This window comes from Micromonospora sp. NPDC048898 (genome assembly GCF_043198035.1).
In the GTDB taxonomy this organism is placed as follows: domain Bacteria; phylum Actinomycetota; class Actinomycetes; order Mycobacteriales; family Micromonosporaceae; genus Micromonospora.
On record NZ_JBICUF010000002.1, the window covers coordinates 497,921 to 517,607 of the forward strand.

15 protein-coding genes are annotated in these 19,687 nt (G+C 70.7%); 11 read left to right on the forward strand and 4 right to left on the reverse strand.

The features are described 5' to 3' along the window. Positions 1–44: 44 nt before the first annotated feature. A complete protein-coding gene (locus ACGFIQ_RS09025) occupies positions 45–920 on the reverse strand; it encodes a GNAT family N-acetyltransferase (RefSeq protein ID WP_393241539.1) in 876 nt (291 codons plus the stop codon). 120 nt (positions 921–1,040) lie between these two features. Continuing rightward, positions 1,041–1,652, reverse strand: coding sequence for a hypothetical protein (locus ACGFIQ_RS09030; protein ID WP_393241541.1), 612 nt, complete (start codon positions 1,650–1,652; stop codon positions 1,041–1,043). A gap of 361 nt (positions 1,653–2,013) precedes the next feature. Between ACGFIQ_RS09030 and ACGFIQ_RS09035 the strand changes: the two genes are divergently transcribed. The 11 genes from ACGFIQ_RS09035 to ACGFIQ_RS09085 all read left to right on the forward strand — a co-directional run bounded on the left by ACGFIQ_RS09035 (position 2,014) and on the right by ACGFIQ_RS09085 (position 18,053). Beyond that, positions 2,014–2,685, forward strand: a complete 672-nt coding sequence (locus ACGFIQ_RS09035) for a TenA family transcriptional regulator (RefSeq protein ID WP_393241544.1) — start codon at positions 2,014–2,016, stop codon at positions 2,683–2,685. A gap of 52 nt (positions 2,686–2,737) precedes the next feature. Then, complete coding sequence (locus ACGFIQ_RS09040; protein ID WP_393241547.1) at positions 2,738–3,934, forward strand: cytochrome P450; 1,197 nt, start codon at positions 2,738–2,740, stop codon at positions 3,932–3,934. A gap of 94 nt (positions 3,935–4,028) precedes the next feature. Continuing rightward, a complete protein-coding gene (locus tag ACGFIQ_RS09045; RefSeq protein WP_393241550.1) occupies positions 4,029–8,852 on the forward strand; it encodes an amino acid adenylation domain-containing protein in 4,824 nt (1,607 codons plus the stop codon). Between the two features lie 16 nt (positions 8,853–8,868). After that, complete coding sequence (locus ACGFIQ_RS09050; RefSeq protein WP_393241553.1) at positions 8,869–10,107, forward strand: MFS transporter; 1,239 nt, start codon at positions 8,869–8,871, stop codon at positions 10,105–10,107. After that, positions 10,104–10,310 (forward strand): MbtH family protein, encoded by a 207-nt coding sequence (locus ACGFIQ_RS09055; protein ID WP_393241556.1) that lies wholly within the window; start codon positions 10,104–10,106, stop codon positions 10,308–10,310. The genes ACGFIQ_RS09050 and ACGFIQ_RS09055 overlap by 4 nt, the downstream gene beginning before the upstream one ends. Before the next feature lie 2 nt (positions 10,311–10,312). Then, positions 10,313–12,070 (forward strand): amino acid adenylation domain-containing protein, encoded by a 1,758-nt coding sequence (locus tag ACGFIQ_RS09060; protein WP_393241559.1) that lies wholly within the window; start codon positions 10,313–10,315, stop codon positions 12,068–12,070. Beyond that, positions 12,067–13,308, forward strand: coding sequence for a cytochrome P450 (locus ACGFIQ_RS09065; RefSeq protein WP_393241562.1), 1,242 nt, complete (start codon positions 12,067–12,069; stop codon positions 13,306–13,308). The genes ACGFIQ_RS09060 and ACGFIQ_RS09065 overlap by 4 nt, the downstream gene beginning before the upstream one ends. Then, positions 13,305–14,039, forward strand: coding sequence for a thioesterase II family protein (locus tag ACGFIQ_RS09070; RefSeq protein WP_393241565.1), 735 nt, complete (start codon positions 13,305–13,307; stop codon positions 14,037–14,039). The genes ACGFIQ_RS09065 and ACGFIQ_RS09070 overlap by 4 nt, the downstream gene beginning before the upstream one ends. Further along, positions 14,032–14,754, forward strand: a complete 723-nt coding sequence (locus ACGFIQ_RS09075; protein ID WP_393241568.1) for a hypothetical protein — start codon at positions 14,032–14,034, stop codon at positions 14,752–14,754. Before ACGFIQ_RS09070 ends, ACGFIQ_RS09075 begins: the two co-directional genes overlap by 8 nt. Before the next feature lie 13 nt (positions 14,755–14,767). Next, a complete protein-coding gene (locus ACGFIQ_RS09080) occupies positions 14,768–17,254 on the forward strand; it encodes an amino acid adenylation domain-containing protein (protein ID WP_393241570.1) in 2,487 nt (828 codons plus the stop codon). A 40-nt stretch (positions 17,255–17,294) separates the two neighbouring features. Continuing rightward, positions 17,295–18,053: a VOC family protein gene (locus ACGFIQ_RS09085; protein ID WP_393241573.1), complete on the forward strand. Its 759-nt coding sequence runs from the start codon at positions 17,295–17,297 to the stop codon at positions 18,051–18,053. Here the strand turns inward: ACGFIQ_RS09085 and ACGFIQ_RS09090 are convergent, their stop codons facing one another. Together ACGFIQ_RS09090 and ACGFIQ_RS09095 are read right to left on the reverse strand one after the other, a co-directional pair. Continuing rightward, complete coding sequence (locus ACGFIQ_RS09090; protein WP_393241576.1) at positions 18,054–18,509, reverse strand: Rieske 2Fe-2S domain-containing protein; 456 nt, start codon at positions 18,507–18,509, stop codon at positions 18,054–18,056. Positions 18,510–18,620: 111 nt separating this feature from the next. Beyond that, positions 18,621–19,685 (reverse strand): hypothetical protein, encoded by a 1,065-nt coding sequence (locus ACGFIQ_RS09095; protein ID WP_393241578.1) that lies wholly within the window; start codon positions 19,683–19,685, stop codon positions 18,621–18,623. Positions 19,686–19,687 lie beyond the last annotated feature (2 nt).

Consider the following 19,687-nt stretch of genomic DNA (forward strand, 5'->3'; position numbering starts at 1 on the left):
CCCGGAGCCGCACGGACACGCTGTCGGCCCCGGCCTCTCCTCGTCTAGGGCTGGACGTCGTTGGACAGGTTGATCCGGATCCCCGTGTTGCGGTAACCGGCGCGACCGAAAGCGGCCGCCATAGGCGCGTTGCCCAGGTCGGTGGTGGCGGTGATGCGCGACTCCCCGTTGCTCGCGTGAAGGCGGGTGATCTCGGCGAGCACCTCGTCCACGTAGCCGCGCCCGCGGAACTCCGGCACCACGCCGAGATAGCCGACGTTCACGTTGTACGGGGTCGCGGAGGGAATCGCCATGCCCGCCACCTCGCCCTCGCGCGTGTAGGCGATCCGCCACCACTCCCGCTTGCCCGGCGCCCCGAGATAGAAGCCCATCTCCTCGCGTGCGGTCGCGTCCACGCCCTTGGCGGCCAGGTTCACACGGGTCTGGGCATCCAGGCTACCCGCGGCGATTCTCCTGAACACCACGAGGAACTCCTCGTCGGAGGCCTCGGTGAACCGCAGCCTGCCGGCCACGGGGGGCACCCCGTCGGCGGGTGCCCACTCGAACTGCAGCCGCTCCACCTCGCGGGTGAGGCCCGCCGCATGCGCCGCCGCCCGCCGCCACTCCACGGCCGCCAAGGTGGCCGGATCGTCACGCCAACCACCGGCGACCTCGATCACGTACTGCACCGGCTCCGGGAACCCGGCCAGCGCGGCCCTGATCAGCTCGGCGGCGACGGCGGCACGGTCGCCCACGACTGGATCCACGTCGAGGCAGTCGAGCGCGACCGGATGCGGGCTGCCCTTCGACCCCCACCACAATGCCCGTCCCACGACCTGGCCATCGTGCTCGGCGATCCATGTCCATTCCGGTCGGTACATGTCCTCGGCCAGTTCGGCCAGGTAACGGTCGGCGGGGATCCACCCAACGGGCTCGGTCACGATCCACGGGGTCACGCGGTCGAGGTCCGCAGGGCCGGTAGCGCGGTAGGAGATCACATGTAGAGGCTAGCGACGCTCAGCACCATGATTCGCGCAGGCCGAAGGGCTCCTCTCGCTCGGCTAGTCGGTGCAGATTCCGCCCAGGTGATTTACGTCGGCGCCTGTCTCATGCGGTTCCATGCGGGTGTTCGTCCAGACGATCAGCGACGCGATCAGCAGGAGGAACGAGCCGACCAGGAAGGCGTGGGTGACTCCTTCGGTGAAGGTGGCCTGCACCAGAGCCCGCTGTACGCCCCCGGGGTCGCCTGGAAGCGCCGCGGTGATCGGTTCGATCACCTGCTCGTGGCGCTGCCCGGCGAAGTGCAGAGACACCGTGCTGAGTACGGCGAGGCCGACTGATCCGCCGAGTTGTTGTGCGGCGTTGAACAAGCCGGAGCCGACGCCGGTGTCCTCCGGTGCCACCCGGTGCAGCGAGGCCGGGGTGAGGCCGGCCAGCACCATGCCCATACCGATGGCCATGGTGATCAGGTACGGGAAGACCTGGTCCCAGTAGCTGACGCCCTCGCCGACCGTGGGGCCGCCGGTGGCGGCCAGTACGGCGGCGGCTGGGCTGTCGTGCACCGAGAGCTGCGAGAACATCACTATCGAGAAGGCGGCCAGCAGGCTGCCGAGGCCGGCGATGATCCGTGGCTGGAGGCGCGCCATCGCCTTGCCTGCCATGGTCGCCGCCACCCCGTGTCCTGGTGGCCAGGCACCCTGGCCGCCATCGCCGTGACATCGAGGCCTATCGGTTCGATATCCGTCCGGCGTCGGCAGCCCGTCCAGGTCGCCGTGAAGGCGGTAAGTGTTGCGGCTACATCGGATAAACCCGGCGCTTCTGTTCCCCGGGCGAACCGCGCGTCGATACTGAGGTCGTGATACCGGGAACTGATAACCGGGCTCACCAGCGATGACATTAGATCAGCTCGGCACCGCAAGATTGCCTGGCCAGAGAATGCATTGGACGAAGCTTTTCGCGCCTTCAGGGATTCCCGGGCGGTGCGGCCGACCTCAAGGGGGACACAGTAATATGGCACTCGACACCATGGAATCGATGTCCGATCGGCTCCTCGGAACCGCGGCTCACCGCGCCTTCATCGACCACGAGTTCTTCAAGCAGGTGAGCTCCCGCAACCTTTCCCACGCGCACGTGGAAACGTTCCTCGGGCAGTGGTGGCACCCCCTGCACTATTTCCCGACTTTCCTTGCGCGCTGTATTTCGGTCCTGCCCGACATCGAGTCGAAAAGCGCGATCACCCGAATCCTCTCGCAGGAGACCGGTGCCCGGTCGGCCAAGGCGGCCCACGAGGTGATCTACGCCGACAGCATGGAGAAAGCGGGCTACGACCGCCGGGCGGTGACCGGTTCCGTGCCGTTCGAGGAGACCGCCGCGCTGGTCGCCTGGTATGAGCAGTGCTCGGCCGACCGGACGTCCGCACTCGGTGGCATCTTCGCCACCGAGGTCACGGACCTGCTGATGGTCTCGGCGATCGGCGAGGCGGTGAAGCGGGAGTCCGGCACCGAGCGCAACGCCTGGGTCGACATCCACGTACAACAGGAACCCGACCACGTCGATCAGGCGACCAGCGCCGTGTTCTCCGGGCTCACCGCGGAGCAGGAGCAGGAACTGCTCGACTCCGCCGAACAGATGTGGCGCCGCTGGACCGCGTTCTTCGACCGGCTGGCCGCCGAGACCGGGATGATCGCGCCGGCCGGACGGTCCTAGCGGCGGCCGCCGGAGAAGACAACCGACCCTGACCACGCGAAGGAGCTGACCCGTGGTTGCCCCCGCCATCCCCCGGCTGACCGATCCACAGCTCTATTCTCACGGCGATCCGCATGCCACCTGGGCCCGGCTACGCGGGGACTGCCCGGTCTCCTGGCATGACGAACCGGATCACGAGCCGTTCTGGGCGGTCACGACCTACGCCGAGGGCCTTCCCGTGCTGAGCGACTACAACCGGTTCAGCTCCGCCCAGGGGACGTTCCTGCGGCCCAACCTCTCCGCCCCCTATCCGGGTGCGGGGGTCATGATGACCCTGGCCGACCCGCCTCGGCACGACGTGCTCCGTAAGGTGGCGGCCACCCTCTTCACGCCCAAAGCGGTCGCCGGTTTCCGGGATCGGGCGCAGCTGGTGTCGCGGTCGCTGCTGGACCGGGTCATCGACGCCGGCACCCACGACTTCGTCAACGACGTCTCGGGTCCGTACCCGCTGCAAGTCATCGCCGGGCTGCTCGGCGTCGCGGGCGACGACGTGGAGCGGGTCGCCGGCTTCGCCGGATCGGCCGTCGACAACATCGTGGACCTGGACGGGACACGGGCGCAGGAGGCACACCTCGAGGTGCTCGCCTACTACGCCGACGTGATCGAGGAGCGCAGGCTCCGGCCGACTGACGACGTGGTCTCGGCGTTCGTCCGCGCCCAAGCGGCCGGTGTGGACATCACCGACGATGAAATCATCCTGACCTGCGACAATCTGGCGGTCGCGGCGGGCGAGACGACCCGCCAGGTGCTGGGTAACGGCCTGCTCGCGCTGCTGGACAATCCGGCTGAGCTGGCCGCGCTGCGCACCGGGGCGGTCACCCAGCGGTCCGCCGTCGAGGAACTCGTCCGCTGGACGACGCCGGTGAGCCACCTCATGCGCACCGCCGTCGCCGACACGCTCGTCGGTGACGTCGAGATCAAGGCGGGCCAGGCGGTGAGCGTCTGGCTGGCATCGCTCAACCGGGACGAGAGCGTGTTCGAGCGGCCCATGGAGCTCCAGTTGAACCGGAGTCCCAACCGGCACGTGAGCTTCGGCGGCGGCCGCCATTTCTGCATCGGCGCGCCGCTGGCACGGGTGATGATCGGTGTCTTTCTCGAAGAGCTTCTGAGCAGCGTCGCGCGGATCGAGCGGGCCGGTGAGCCGCAGCGCAAGCCGTCCTACGTCACCAACAGCCTCGAGACCATGCCCATGGCCTTCCACTCCCACTGATCTTCAGCACTGTCCATCTGCCTAATGCGTCAATCTGCCGAGCGAGGGGGCGTCAGTGTCCGCATATCACGGCATCACGAGCCAGCGATCGGGCATGCACCCGAAGACCGATCTCGTCCGGTCGATGTTCGCCGAGTTGCTCGGCGTGCCCGAGGTGGCGCCGGACGACGACTTCTTCGACCTCGGGGGTCAGTCGCTGCTGGCCTCCCGGATGCTGGGCCGGTTACGAGCCGCGTTCGGCGTCGACGTCACCGCACGGGAACTCTTCGCGGCGCCGACGCCGATCGGCTTGACCGCCAGGCTCGATTCGTACCGCACGACGCGTCCGCCCGTCGAGCCGCGGCAGCGGCCCGCGTGGGTCCCGTTGTCGTACGCGCAGCAGCGACTGTGGATCCTCAACCAGGTCGCCGGGGGCGGGGCCGGTTACAACATCCCGGTGGCGCTGTGGTTGTCGGGCGAGCTCGACCACGACGCGCTCCGGCTCGCGGTGCGAGACCTGATCTCCCGGCACGAGACGCTGCGGACGATCTGCCCGGCCGAGTCGGGCACGCCGCGTCAGGTGGTCCTCGAGGCTCCCGACCTGGAAACCCTGCTGCCGACGGTCCTCGTCGAGCCCGCCGAGGCGCAGGAAGCGGTCCGCCGGCGGGCCGCTGAGGGCTTCGACCTGACCGTCGACGCGCCGCTGCGGACCTGTCTGTTCGTACTCGGCCCCCAGGAGCACGTGCTCTTGCTGACATTCCACCACATCGCGATCGACGGCTGGTCGTTCGAGCCGCTGCGGCACGACCTGTCCGCCGCCTACCGGGCCAGACTGGCCGGCGAGGCGCCGCGGTGGGCGGATCTGCCCGTGCGCTACACCGACTACTCCCAGTGGCAGCGGGAACTCGCCGACGACGATCCGGACGGCATGATGGCCAAGCAGCTGGGCTACTGGCTGACGGCGCTCGAGAACCTGCCGGCCGAGATCGCCCTCCCCGCCGACCGCCCCCGTCCGGCCGCGAGCACCTATCGCGGCGGACGCGTGCACTTTCACATCGACGCGGAGGTCCACGACAAGCTGACCCGTCTCGGACGGGAGCACCAGTCGACGTTGTTCATGCTCCTGCACGCGGGTCTCGGTGCGCTGCTGACCAGGCTCGGCGCGGGCACCGACCTGCCGATCGGCGCACCCGCCGCCGGGCGCACGGACGCCGCACTCGACGACCTCGTCGGATTCTTCGTCAACACCCTCGTGCTGCGGACCGACACCTCCGGCGAGCCGACCTTCCGCGAGCTCGTCGACCGCGTCAGGGCGACCGACCTCGCCGCGTTCGACGCCCAGGACGTGCCGTTCGAGCAGCTGGTCGAGGCGATCAACCCGGTTCGCTCGCTCGGCCTGAACCCGCTGTTCCAAGTGATGCTCGCCGTGCAGACGTACGTCGATCCCGCCATCGACGCGCCCGGCCTGGACTCCCGGTTCGACCCGGTCGACATCGGGGTGTCCCGGTTCGAGCTGTTCTTCGCGGTGCAGGAACGACGAACCGCCGAAGGTGCGGCAGGCGGTCTCGACGGCACGGTGGAGTACTCCGCCGACCTGTACGACCAGGGCACCGTCGAGGCCATGGCCGAGCAGTTCTGCCTGGTGCTGGCGCAGGCCGTCGCCGATCCGGACCAGCCGGTGTCACGGGGCGAACTGCTGTCCCCGGCCGTCCGGCGCCGGGTGCTGACCGAGTGGAACGACTCCGCCGTGACCCTCCCGGCCGCCGGGCTGGCGACGTTGCTCGACGGCCAGGCCGCGCGCACGCCATCGGCGATCGCCGTCGTCACGGACACGGCCGGCGTCACGTACGAGGAGCTGCACGCCAGGGCCAACCGACTGGCCCGGGAACTGATCAGCCGGGGCGCGGGCGAGGAGCGCGTGGTCGCGGTGCTGCTGGACCGGTCCGTGGATCTCGTCGCCGCGATGCTGGCCACCATCAAGGCCGGCGCGGTGTACCTGCCGGTGGATCCGGAGTACCCCGACGAACGGCTCGGCCTCCTGCTCCAGGACGCCGGTCCGGCGGTCGTGGTGACCCATCGCGCGCACGCCGCCCGCGTACCCGGCGCCCTGGTGCTCGACACTCCCGGCGACCAGGCCCTGATCGAGCGGCACCCGGCGGCGAACCTCACCGAGAACGAACGCGGTGCCGGCGACCCGGGCGCCGCGGCCTATCTCATCTACACCTCCGGCTCGACCGGCACGCCCAAGGGCGTGGTGATGCCCGCCGCGGGCCTGCTGAACATGGTGTGCTGGCAGGCGGATCCCGGCACCGGGAACTCGAGCGGGGTCACCGCGCACCTGGCGAGCGTCGGGTTCGACGTATCTCTGGAGGAAACCCTGCCGGCACTGGTCAGCGGCGGCACGATCGCCATCCCTCAGCCGGACGTGCGCACCGATCCGGCGCGGCTGGTCCACTGGCTGGACCGGCACGGAGTAACCACGGTCATCGCGCCGCAGCTGATGATCGATAGCATCTGCTCGGCCGCGGTCGCCGAGGGCGTCGAACTGCCGGCACTCACCGACATCGCGCAGGCCGGGTCGGCGCTGATGCTCACCGACGACATCCGCGCGCTGCTGCGCGGTCACGCGGAGCGCAGGCTGGCCAACTACTACGGCCCGACCGAGACGCACGCCGCGACCATGCTCGTTCAGCCCGGCCAGGTGGCCGCCGAAGCCTCGTCAGCGGTCGTGCCGATCGGCCGGCCCGTGTGGAACCAGCGGATCTATCTGCTGGACGGGGAGTCGCGGCCGGTACCGCCGGGCGTGGTCGGCGAGATCTACATCGGCGGCACGGGTGTCGCTCGTGGCTATCTGGGCAAGCCGGGACTCACCGCGGAGCGGTTCCTGCCCGAGCCTTTCGCGGCCGGCGGTGAGCGGATGTACCGCACCGGCGATCTGGCCAGGTCGACCAGCGACGGCAGCCTGATCTTCGTGGGCCGGGCCGACCACCAGGTCAAGATCCGCGGCTACCGGGTCGAGCCGGGAGAGGTCGAGCAGACGCTGCTCAAGCACCCGGACGTGGCCCGCGCGGTCGTGACAGCCGTCGAGGCGGCGCCGGGTGACCTCAAGCTGGTCGCCTACGTGGTGGGAGCAGCCAGCGCCCGGCCCGTGCCGGCGCGGTTGCGCCGATACGTCGCCGACACCCTCCCGTCGTTCATGGTCCCGGCCTCGTTCGTCGTGCTGGACCGGATGCCGACGAACACCAACGGCAAAGTCGACGTCGCGGCGCTGCCGGCCCCCCGGTGGACGGTCAGCGGCAGGGCGCCCCGCACGCCGCAGGAAGACCTGCTGTGCCGGCTGGTCGCCGACGTTCTGAAGATCCCGGAGGTCGGGGTCGACGACGACTTCTTCGAGCTCGGTGGTCACTCGTTGCAGGTCGCGAGGCTGGCCAGCCGAGTCCGCTCGGTGCTGGGCGTCGACATGCCGGTGCGAGTGATCTTCGAGCGGCAGACCGTCGCCGGCATCGCCAACGCCATCGACGAACTGGCGACCGATCGGCCGGCCATCGGGGTCGCGCGCCGCCCGCAGCGACCGCCGTTGTCGTTCGCGCAGCGCCGGCTCTGGTTCGTCGAACAGCTGGAGAAGTCGGCCGGTCATGGCTCCGCCTACCACCTGCCGTCGGCGTACTCGCTGACCGGCCGGCTGGATGTGGCCGCCCTGCGAGCGGCGATGGGTGACGTGATGACCAGGCACGAAAGCCTGCGGACGGTGTTCCCGGTGGCCGACGAGGAGCCGTGGCAGCACGTCCTCGAATCCGCGGACTCGGTCCTGACCGTGGTGGACTCGTCGGAGACCGACATCGCCGGCGCGATGGCGGCCGAGGTGGACCGCCGTTTCGATCTCACCGCGGTACCACCGCTACGGGCGGTGCTCTTCCGGCTCGGCCCGGACCGGCACGTACTGCTGCTCTGTCTGCACCACATCGCTACCGATCACTGGTCGATGCGCCCGCTGCTGCGGGATCTGTCCACCGCGTACGCGGCCCGCCGCACGGGCACCGCGCCGGATTGGACGCCGTTGCCGGTTCAGTACGTGGACTACACGCTGTGGCAGCGGGAGATCCTCGGTGCCGACGGCGCGGCCGCCACGAACGAGGTGGAGTACTGGACCAGGCAGCTGGCCGGCTTGCCCGAGCAACTGCAACTGCCGGCTGACCGGCCACGCCCGGCCGTACGCTCCCATCGGGGCCACACCGTCCGTTTCGATCTCGACGCCGAGTTACACGCCGGTCTCACGCGATGGGCCGGCGGCGCACGAGCCAGTCTGTTCATGGCGCTGCAGACGGCCCTGGCCGTCCTGCTCACCCGGGTCGGCGCGGGCACCGACATCCCGATCGGCGCACCGATCGCCGGGCGCAACGACGACGCGCTCGACGATCTGGTGGGCTTCTTCGTCAACACGCTGGTGCTGCGCACCGACACCGGCGGCAATCCGACGTTGACCGAGCTGCTGGCCCGGGTGCGCGAGAGCAACCTCGGCGCGTACGCCAACCAGGACGTGCCGTTCGAGCGGCTGGTCGAGGCGCTCAAGCCGGTCCGCTCGCTGAGCTACAACCCGCTCTTCCAGGTGACGCTCACGCTGCAGAACGCCGGCGAGGCCGCGCTCGACCTTCCCGGCATCACGACGAGCGGACGGCAGATCGATGTGCTGACCTCGAAGTTCGACCTCTCGTTCTCGTTCACCGAACGGCGCGGCGCCGACGGCAGCCCGCAGGGGCTGGCCGGTTTGGTCGAGTTCGCCACCGACATCTTCGACCAGGAGACGGTCGTCGCGCTGACTCAGCGCCTGGTCCACGTGGTTCGGGCAGCGGTGGCCGATCCGGGCGCTCCGCTCGACACGGTCGACGTGGTCCTGCCCGCCGAGCGCGCGGCCCTGCTCAGCGGCGCGATGCCGGCCTGAGATGAGGAGGCACCCGATGCCGGACGGAGCAACTTTGCAGGGGGAAGCGCCGGCCGGGGCGCTGCGGCACAACGCGACCTGGTTCCGGTGGCTGGCCGCGGCGTCACTGGCCCGGCTGCCGCTGACCTCACTGCCGGCCGCGCTGGTGCTCACCGCGCACGACGCGACCGGGTCGTTCGTGAACAGCGGACTGCTCAGCGGTGCCAGCGCGCTGACCTACGCGTTGTGCGCGCCGTGGCGAGGACGCCAGCTGGACAGGGCCGTGTTGCCCGCGGCGCTGGGGTGGTCATTGCTCGCGGCGACCGCGGGACTCGCCGCCACGGCGATCGCGGCGGCGATGCACGCCCCGCTGGGGGTGCTGCTGGCGTTCGTCGTGCTGGCCGCGGCCGCGGGTTCCGGAGTGAGCGGGGCTTATCGGTCGCTGCTGCCCGGGCTCCTACCCCCCGCCCAGCTCCCGCAGGCCTACGCGGTCGACGGAGCGGCGGTGCAGCTGGCCTGGGTCGGTGGCCCGGCGCTGGCAGCCGTCGTGGCCGCCGCGGTCGGACCGCAGGCCTGCGTCGGCGTGGTGGCGGCCGTGACGGCCGCCGGTGGCCTGCTCAGCTGGACGCTGCCGCGGCGGGAGCCGAGCGACCGGGCACGGGAGCACGCCTCGGTGCGCACGCTGCTCGGCTGGCTCTGGGCGCCGCTCGTGCTCAACGCCGGGATCGGGATCAACCTCGGCGCGCTCGACGTGGCACTGCCCGCGTTGATGACCGATCACGGCAAGCCGGCGACGAACGGCGCCCTGGTGCTCTCAGGCCTGTTCGCCACGAGTGCGATCAGCGGTGCGGTCTATGCCGTGATACCCCCGGCTCACCCGTTGCGGAAATTCAGCACACGCACGGTCGCCTGCGCCATGACCGCCCTTTACGGCATCGTCATGGTCGGCGCCGCCGCGGCTTCCCCGCTGTGGGTAGCCGTCGCCTTGTTCCTGGTCGCCGGAATCGCCTTCGCACCGGGCGACACCGCGGTCATCCTGCTGGTCCCCGAACAGGTTCCGGCGCAGCGGCTGGCGGAGGCGTTCGGATACTTCTCCGCCATCGGTTACGTGGGAATAGCGCTCGCCGCCCCGGTGACCGGGTGGCTCGTGACGCGATTCGGCGCCGGGGCGGGCCTGCTCCTGGTGGCGCTGGCGCCGCTGGCCGCGGTCGTACTGGTGCTGACGACTCGCGGCGGACAGAAACCGAAGTCGACGACATACGGAGGTCGATCATGACGGACATCGACAGCAAGGTCAGTTACATCGTCGTGCTCAACGGCGAGGAGCAGTACTCGATCCTCCGCGCCGACAGCGAGATTCCGCCGGGGTGGGACGTCGAGGGATTCCGGGGCGCCCGACAGGACTGCCTGGACCACATCGACGTCGTGTGGACCGACATGCGGCCGCTGAGCGTCCGCCGGCGACAGGACGGTCAGTAGAGATGCTGTACGAACACTTGGCCGAGCAGGCCCGCCTGACCCCTTCGGCCCCCGCCGTCACGTTCGACGGCGAGACGCTCACCTACGACCAGCTCGTCCGCCAGGCGGAGAAGCTGTCCGACGCGCTGATGACAGCCGGTGTCCGCCGCGGCGCGGTCGTCGCCGTCCTGATGCGGCGGTCGGCCGAAATGATCACGACCCTCCTGGCAATCTTGCGTGCCGGTGCCGCCTACCTCGGAGTGGACCCGGACGACCCGCCGCAGCGGCGGGAAAGCCTGCTGACCGACGCCGGCGTCCAGTTCGTCGTGGTGGACGACCAGTTGCGTGACGCTGTTCCCAGCGGGTTCACCCGGCTCGCGCCGTCGGCCCGCAGCCAATCCCCCCACACTCCGGCGGGTACCACCGCCGGCGACCTCGCTTACGTCAGCTACACGTCCGGCTCGACCGGCCGGCCGAAAGGCGTGATGGTTCCGCAGCGCGCGGTTCTCCGGCTGGTCACGGACATGAACTGGATGACCGTCCGCCGGGACGACGTGTTCCTGCAGGCGGCTCCGCTGGCGTTCGACGCCTCCACCTTGGAGATCTGGACCCCGTTAACCCATGGCGCCCACCTCGTGGTGGCTCCTTCCGGCCGGCTGAGCCAGGATGTGCTGGCGGACACCGTCCGCCGGCACGGCGTGTCCGTGCTGTGGCTGACGGCCGGGCTGTTCCACGAGATGGTCGCGCACGACATCGGCGCGTTCGCCGACGTGCGGCACCTCGTCGCGGGCGGCGACGTGATCCAGCCGGGTCCGGTCGCACGGTTGATCTCGGCCCATCCGGGCATCGTGTTCACCAACGGTTATGGTCCGACCGAGAACACCACCTTCACCACGACCTGGACGACGACCACCGCCGCGGGGGACGGCCTCGACACGGTTCCCATCGGAACACCCATCAACGGCACGCGGGTCGCGGTGCTCGACAGCGATCTGCGTCCGGTCGAGGCAGGTGCCTGCGGCGAGCTGTACGCGTCGGGAGCCGGGCTCGCCGACGGCTATCTCGGCCGGCCGGGCGCCACGGCCGACCGGTTCCTGCCCGACCCGTTCTCGTCCGAGCCAGGAGCGCGGATGTACCGCACGGGCGACATCGTCCGACTGCGGCCCGACGGCGCCTGCGAGTTCGTCGGCCGGGTCGACGACCAGGTCAAGATCCTCGGGCACCGGGTCGAACCGGGCGCGGTCGAGGCCGCTTTGCACCGCCTGCCCGGGGTCAGCCGGAGCGCCGTCGTCGTGCGGACCGCCGCCGACGGCACGAAACGGCTGGTCGCGTACGTCGTGCCCGAGGGCGAGCCCCCGGCGCGGTGGGGCGAGCGCCTGCGCGAAGAGCTGCGCGCCACCCTGCCGGCGCCGATGATCCCGTGGGCCGTCCTGATCCGCGACACCCTCCCGCTGACCGGCAACGGGAAGATCGACCGGGGCGCGCTGCCGGCGGTGGACGTGACGGCACGCAACGTGCCCAACGAGTTCGTCGCGCCACGGACCGACGTCGAGCACCGACTGGCCGAGCTGTGGGCCGGCGTGCTCGGAGTGGAGCCGATCGGCGCCGACGACGACTTCTTCGACCTCGGCGGCCACTCGCTCAACGCAGCGGACATCCTCGGCTCGGTACGGGCGGAGTTCGGCGTCGCGTTCCCGGCCCGCGTCCTCTACCTGCAGCCCACCCTGCGCGAGCTCGGCGCGGAGCTGGAAACCGCCATCCGGAGCGGAGCGCGGCCATGACCGTCACCGCGCAGACGAGCCGATGTCCGATGCACGCGGCTTCGGCGGCCGACCTGTTCGATTCGGGCACGTTCGCCACGACGGACATGCACGCGGTCTGGCGGGCCATGCGCCGGGACGCGCCGGTCAGCTGGCAATCGGTCGGCGACAACGGATTCTGGTCCGTGACCCGGTACGACGACGTGCAGCACGTGCTGCGTGACCACACCACCTTCACCTCCGAACAGGGATCGCTGCTCAACCTGCTCGGCAAGGGCGACCCGGCGGGTGGACGGCAGATGGCGGTCACCGACCCGCCCCGGCACGCGAGACTGCGGGAACCGCTGCAGCGCGCCCTGTCGGTCAAGGCGGTGGAACGAGACCTGCCCCGAATCCGCTCACTGGTCAGGGAACTGCTCGCGCCTATGAAGGACGGCGGAGTGTTCGACTTCGCGGCGGCCATGGCGGCCATGCCGATGGCGATCATCGGTTCGTGGATGCGGCTTCCCCGGGCGGACTGGCCCGCCCTGACCCGGCTGACGGGCGCGTCCATCGCTCCGGAGGACCCCGCCTTTGCCGGCCCCGGCGGTCCGGACAGGTCCCTCGTCCGGGCCCACCGTGAACTGTTCGCCTATTTCCAGGACGTCGCCGAGGAGCGGCGCACCTCTCCCGGCGACGACCTGCTCGGCGTGCTGCTGGCCATGAGCATCGACGGGGAGCGGCTCGCGCCGAGCGAGATCGTGTCCAACTGCTACAGCCTGCTGCTCGGCGCCAACGTCACCACCGCACAGCCACCGAGCGCCGCGCTGCTCGAACTCGCCGGCACCGACATGCTGGCCGACTGGGCGGCGCATCCGGACCTGCTGGTGAGCGGGGTGGAGGAGGCATTGCGCTGGTCATCGCCGGCCCAGCACTTCATGCGCTATGCCCGTCGCGACGTGCGTCTGCGCGACGTCACCGTACGCGCGGGCGACGCGGTCGTCGCGTGGCTGGGTTCGGCCAACCGGGACGAGGACGTGTTCCCGCAGCCCGACACGTTCGACATCCGCCGGCGCCCCAACAAGCACATCGCGTTCGGTGTCGGCCCGCACTACTGCGTCGGGCACACCGTCGCCCGGGTCGCGCTGCGAGTCCTGTTCGACGAGCTGCTGACCGGCTTCACCGACATCGAGGTCGCCGGCGAACCCGTGCGGCTGCGCTCCAACTTCATCGCGGGCTACACCAGCCTGCCGGTGACGGCACGAGGGGTACGGCCATGACGAGCACGGTCGTTCCCCTGCGCCGATGGCTGCCCCGGCCGCTGCGGGACACTCCCTCGCGGATCTTCTGCCTGCCCTACTCGGGCGCGGGTGCCTCCATGTACGGCCGGTGGCCCGACGACGCCGGCGACTCCGCCCTCTGCCCGGTGCAGCTGCCCGGCCGGGAGAACCGGTTGCGCGAGCCGCACTTCGGCAGCTACGAACAGCTCGCGAAAGAGCTGGTCGAGGCCTTGTTGCCGGTCATGGACCGTCCTTTCGGGCTGTTCGGGCACTGCAGCTCCGCCTTGATCGCCTACGAGACAGCCGTTCTGCTGCAACGCGAAGGCCTGCCGATGCCCCGGCGATTGTTCTGTTCGTCCCAGGTCGCGCCGCACGACGGACCGTACGGCAGCTACTTGTCGATGACCGACGAGCAACTTCGCGCCGAGCTGGTCGCGCTGAGTGCGACCGAACTCGACGAGACCGTCCTGGACGTCGTCACCGAGGTGCTGAGGGCGGACGTGAATGCCAACAAGGCCTATCGGCCGGCCGAGCCGGTGCTCCTGAACACCGCGATCACCACTGTCGGCTGGTCGGACGACCAGGAGGTCGATCCCTCGCTTCTGAGCGGGTGGGACCGGTGTTCCACCCGGGTCGAGCAGGTGGTGCTGCCGGGCGTGCACCACACGTTCCTCGATGCCCCGGCCGCGTTGCTGACGCGGCTCGCCGCTGGAATGGCCGCTGATGACTGAGGTGAGCGCGTGCCGGATCGCCCGGACCCACAACGGGCCGCCCGACAGCGCGAACGGTGGCTACGCCTGCGGGATGTTCGCCCGTGTCGCCGCCGGCGTCGTCGGGACGGACGCCGTCGTCCAGTTGCACGCGGGGCCGCCGCTGGATACCGAGCTGGCCGTCGAACCGCATCGCGGGCGCGCCCACGTCTGGCACGGGGCCGAACTCGTCGCGACGGTCTCCACCGCGGCGCCTCATCAGCCACGGATGGCGCCGTTCGTGACGATGGCCGCGGCGCAGGAGGCGAGCACGCGCTTCGCGGGCGCGGCGGTGCACCCCTTCCCGCAGTGCCTGGTGTGTGGAAACGCCAGAACCGACCCGCCCGCCCTGCGTCTGGCGCCGGGCGGCGTGGACGGTCTTCCGGGTGTCGTCGCCTGCCCGTGGACTCCGGATACACCGGACATCGACACCGTGTGGGCCGTGCTCGACTGCCCCGGTGGCTGGACGCTCGACCAGACCGGTTCTCCTTGGGTGCTCGGGAGAATGGCGGCGCGCATCCGGGCGGTCCCGCCGGCCGGCGAGCCGGCGATCGTCGTCGCCGAGCACATCGCGACCGCCGGACGCACCGCGCGGGTGATCAGCGCGCTGTTTCGTCCGGACGGCGCCGAGTACGGCCGGGCGGAGGCCACCTGGGTCCGGCTCAGCAGTTCTTCCGACTTGATGGCCGCGAGCTGAGGGAGCGTCTTCGATGGTGACTGCGAACCTGGTCGATCTCTTCGAGGAGCAGGCGCGGTGGCGGCCGGACGCCGTCGCGGTGGTGTGTGGTGAGCTTTCGCTGACCTACCGCGAACTCGACCGCCGGGCGAACCGGCTGGCGCGTCTGCTGGCCGAGTCCGGCGCCCGTCCCGGCACCTTCGTCGGGCTGTGCCTGCCGAGGTCGCTGGACGTACCGGCGGCGCTGCTCGCCGTCCTGAAGACCGGTGCGGCCTATGTTCCGCTGGATCCCGGCTATCCCGAGGAGCGGGTCAGGCTGATGGTCCAGGACGCGAACCCCGTCGCCATCGTCGGGACGTCGGCGGTACTCGGTTCCGGGGACACGGTGCTGCTGCTGGACGATCCGGGGGTGGCTGCCCGACTGGCCGGCGCCGCCGATGATCCTTTGCCGATCGTGCGGCATGCCGGCGATGCCGCCTACATGATCTACACCTCCGGGTCGACGGGACGCCCGAAAGGAGTCGTCGTCCCGCACAGCAACGTCATCGGGTTGTTCACGGCCGCCCGTGACCTGTTCGACTTCGGCCAGGACGACGTCTGGACGCTGTTCCACTCCTACGCGTTCGACTTCTCCGTCTGGGAGCTGTGGGGCGCGCTGCTGTACGGCGGCACGCTGGTGGTGGTTCCGGTCGACATCGCCCGGTCCGCGCCGGAATTCCTGCGGCTCTTGGCCGATCAGCGGGTCACCGTTCTCAACCAGACCCCGTCGGCGTTCTACGAGCTGGCGCGAGCGGATGCCGAGGACCCGTCGACGTCGGCCCGGCTGGCCCTGCGCTACCTGGTCTTCGGCGGTGAGGCGCTCGACCTGGCGAGGCTGGCGCAGTGGTACGAGCGCCACGATCCCTATCAGCCCGAACTCGTGAACATGTACGGCATCACCGAGACCACGGTGCACGTCACCCACGCGGCCCTCGATCGCGATCTGATCGCCGCGACCGGCCTGATCGGCAAACCGCTGCCCGCTGCCCGGTGCTACGTGCTGGACGACGGGTTGAAGCTCGTGCCGCCCGGCGTGGTGGGCGAGCTGTACATCGGCGGCTTCGGCGTGGGCTGGGGCTACTGGGGCCGGGGCGGGCTGACGGCTGACCGGTTCGTGCCGGACCCGTTCGGCAGTGTCGGTGAGCGGCTGTACCGGACCGGCGATCTCGTGCGGTGGGGGCGCCAAGGGCTGGAGTACTCGGGACGGATGGACGACCAGGTGAAGATCCGGGGCTTCCGGATCGAGCTTGGCGAAGTCGAGTCGGCGCTGGCCCGCTGCCCGGGTGTGGCCGACGCGGTGGTCGTGGCCGGCGAGAACGGCCGGGGCGAGCGCTGCCTGGTCGGACACGTGACGCCGGACAGATCGGCGGGTTCGGCGGACCCGTCGCGGCTGGGTGTGGCCGCACGGGAGTTCGTCGCTCGCTGTCTCCCCAGCCACATGGTGCCGGCAGTGGTCATGGTCTCCGCGGAGTTCGCGCTGTCACCCACCGGCAAGGTCGATCGGCGGGCTCTCCCCGATCCGGCGTTCGACGTGTCGGCCCGCCGCCCGGGTGCCCCGATGGAGGCCGTGCTGTGCACGTTGTTCGCCGACGTGCTCGGCATCGACGAGGTCGGCCCGGACGACGGGTTCTTCGACCTCGGTGGACACTCGCTGGTCGCGGCGACGCTGGTCAGCCGGGTGAAGATCGCACTGGGGGTGGAACTGGGCGTCGGCGCCGTGTTCGAGGCACCGACACCGTCCGGGCTCGCGCGGCTGATCGTGGGCCATCCCGGCGGGAACGAGGCCCAGGACGTCCTTCTCGAGCTGCGCAAGCACGGCAGTCAGCCACCGCTGTTCTGTTTTCATCCGTCCAGCGGAATGAGCTGGTCGTACGCCGGCCTGCTGCACCATCTCGATCCGGAGACACCGCTGTACGGGCTGCAGGCGCCGACCTTGAGCGACGACCCCGTCCGGCCGGAGACCATCGAGCAGCTGGCGGCGTTCTATCTGCACCGCATCCGCACCGTGCAACCGAGTGGACCCTACCGGTTGCTCGGCTGGTCGTTCGGTGGTCTGGTCGCCCATGCGCTCGCGGTCCAGCTCGAGCGGGACGGGCAGCGGGTGGAGCTGCTGGCCGTGCTGGACGTGGCGCCGGTGGCCGAGCCGGCCGACGCCACGCAGCCGGAGGACGACACGCGCGCGCAGGCTCTCGCGGACGAGATCGGCGACGCCAGCCTGTCGGCGGAGACGGTCGCCCGCATATCCGCCACGGTCGAGCACAGCGGCCGGTTGCGTGACCGCTTCACTCCCGACCGGTTCGGCGGCGACCTGCTGCTGTGCACGGCCGGACCGAAGGCACTGGCCGACGAGTGGACTCCTTATGTCGGCGGCCGGATCACGACCCATGAGATCGCCACCACCCATTTCCGGATGATGCGCCCCTCGGCGCTGACTCAGATCGGGCCGGTCCTGGCTGCCGCGCTCGCCGGCGCCAACCGGTAGGTGCCGATGACCGAATGCCGCTTTCCCCTAGAATCGGGGCATGGCTCTGCGACCGGCTCATGTGAACATCAAGGCAGTCGATCCCGTCGCGGTCGGCGAGTTCTGGGCTCAGGCGCTCGGCTGGAACGCGTTCCACCCCGGCATCACCACGTACGTCGGGCCCCGAGCCGAACTCGTCTGGCCGGACCCGGACTTCCTGGGTATCGACATCGTCCCGGTCCCCGAGCCGAAGACAGCGACAACTAACCGCATGCATCTCGAACTCGCCAGCAGCTCGCCCGGACACCGGGCCGAGCTGCTGGCCCGGTTGGAGAGGCTTGGCGCGAAACCCGCCGGCGCCGATCGGCTCGGCGCGTCCTGCGCCCTGCTGGCCGATCCGGAGGGCAACGAGTTCTGCGTACCGGGACCGCAGGAGACCGGCCGGGACACCGGCCCCATTTCCGCGGTGGTCATGGACTGCACCGACCCGCCCGCCATGGCTCGCTTCTGGGGCGCGGCGATCGACTGGACCGTGGTTGCCGTCACCGGCGAGCGGGCCACCCTGCGGTCCGGCCGCGGCACCGGACCGGACCTCACCTTCGTCCGCGTCCCCGGCACCACGCCCACACTCGACCGGCTGCACCTCGACCTGCGGCCCGACACCGGCGACGACCAGGCCGCCCAGGCCGTTCGCCTGCGCGCGCTCGGTGCCGCCGATCTCGACGTGGGCCAGGGCGGCGACGTCTCCTGGATCTGCCTGACCGACCCTGACGGACATGAGCTCTGCGTCCTCGCCGCTCCCGGGGGCGAGCCCGGCTGATCAGGCCGGAACACCCGCGCCGGAGTCAGCGGCCCGGCCCGGGGGCAGCAGCCAGAGGTAACCCGCCTCTTCCCGGACGGGGAGCAGCTTGGCCGGTTTGCCGTCCGGGCGGTTGACACACAGGCCGTTCGGCCCGAAACGCCGGCGGTGCACCGGGCACTCCAGCGCGTCGCCCACCAGGCGTGCCCCGACCATGCTGAACGGCTTGTGCGGGCAGAGGGCGTCCATCGCAACGGGTTGGCGCGAGCGGGTGCGCCACAGCAGCAGAGTCCGTGACTCGCCGAGGTGGACCACCTGCCTGGCCACCGGTGTCCGGCCGACCTGCCCGCTCGCCGCCAAGCGGGTCCAGCCCGCCGCCTGCAACTGGTGCGCCCGGTCGGCGGCGCGGGACCGTTCGCCGGGTTCCAGCCATGGAAGACCGGCCAGGTTTCTGAGCACCTCGGCGATCGGCGTCATCGCGACCGCCCCCGCATCGGCAGCGGGAAGCGGCTGCCATCGGCTCGGCGCCGGTCAGTGGCGCGCGGGCGGCGTACCCAAATCGGGGTTAAGGGGTTGGGGGTCATGGTTTCACCAGCACCATTCGCGCTTGCCGAGCAGTTGCTCGGCGACGATGCCGCGGTGCCAGCACCAGCTGACGAACTGCCGCACCTGGTCGTCGCCCGGCACGCCGTCGCCGTACAGGTAGGCCTCCTCGGCGCCGAGCTCGGTCACTGCCGCGGCGGCCCGCGCCGCGTCGAGACTCGGCCCGCCGTCGCGTGCCATCGCGAAGAACGCCATGTCGATGCGGCCCAGGCGACGGCGAACGACACGGCATCCGGCCGCCTCGACGCCGGTCGGATCCGGCCCGAGGTAAACGCAGGCGCCGGCGGTCTGGACGCCGTAGGCGGACCGGGCCGCGCCGGATCCGGTGACCGGCGCGGCGACCACGCTGCCACCCGGGAAACGAACTTCGTCGAAGTCATCGACCTCGGTCACCGGCAGGCCGAACCGGGACAGGAACAGCCGCACCGCCGGGCCGCCACCTGCACCCCGCGCGTCGCGCGGAACCACGATCCGGGCGACACGGCCGCGCAGCTGTACCAGGCTCTCCAGCACCGCGCGGCTGACGCGTGCCTCGCTAATCAGTGCGACGTCGAGGAAGTCGGGCAGGTCCTCCACCGTGTACCGGTCCGCGCCGCTTCCCTTTCCGCTGACGAACGGATCGCAGACGACGCTGCCCACCGGGCTCTGGACGAGCACACAGCCGTTGCCGAAGTAGCGCACCCGTCCGCCGTGGGTGACGTGCCGGTCCGGCGCGAAGCTCGGCTCCTCGCAGAGCAGCGCGCCGAGCGCCGCCGCATAGCTGTCGTCGAGTTCGAGCGCCTGGCGCAGCCGGTCTGCGGAAGTCGGCCGGATCCGGGCCAGGGCCAGCTCCGCCAGGCCCGGGTGCCGCAACGGGATCCGCAGGTTGACCGCACCGCCGCGCGGGCGCCCGGTCTCACCCGGGCCGGACCACCGGCCGGCCCCGGTCTCCCGGAACAGCCGTACCTGCTGACGGTCCTCGTCGTGCACCGCATCGGTGAGACCGAACGGGGCCGGCGGTTCGATGACGACATCCGGTCGCAGAAAACCCAGTTCTTCCGCGATTGCCATGA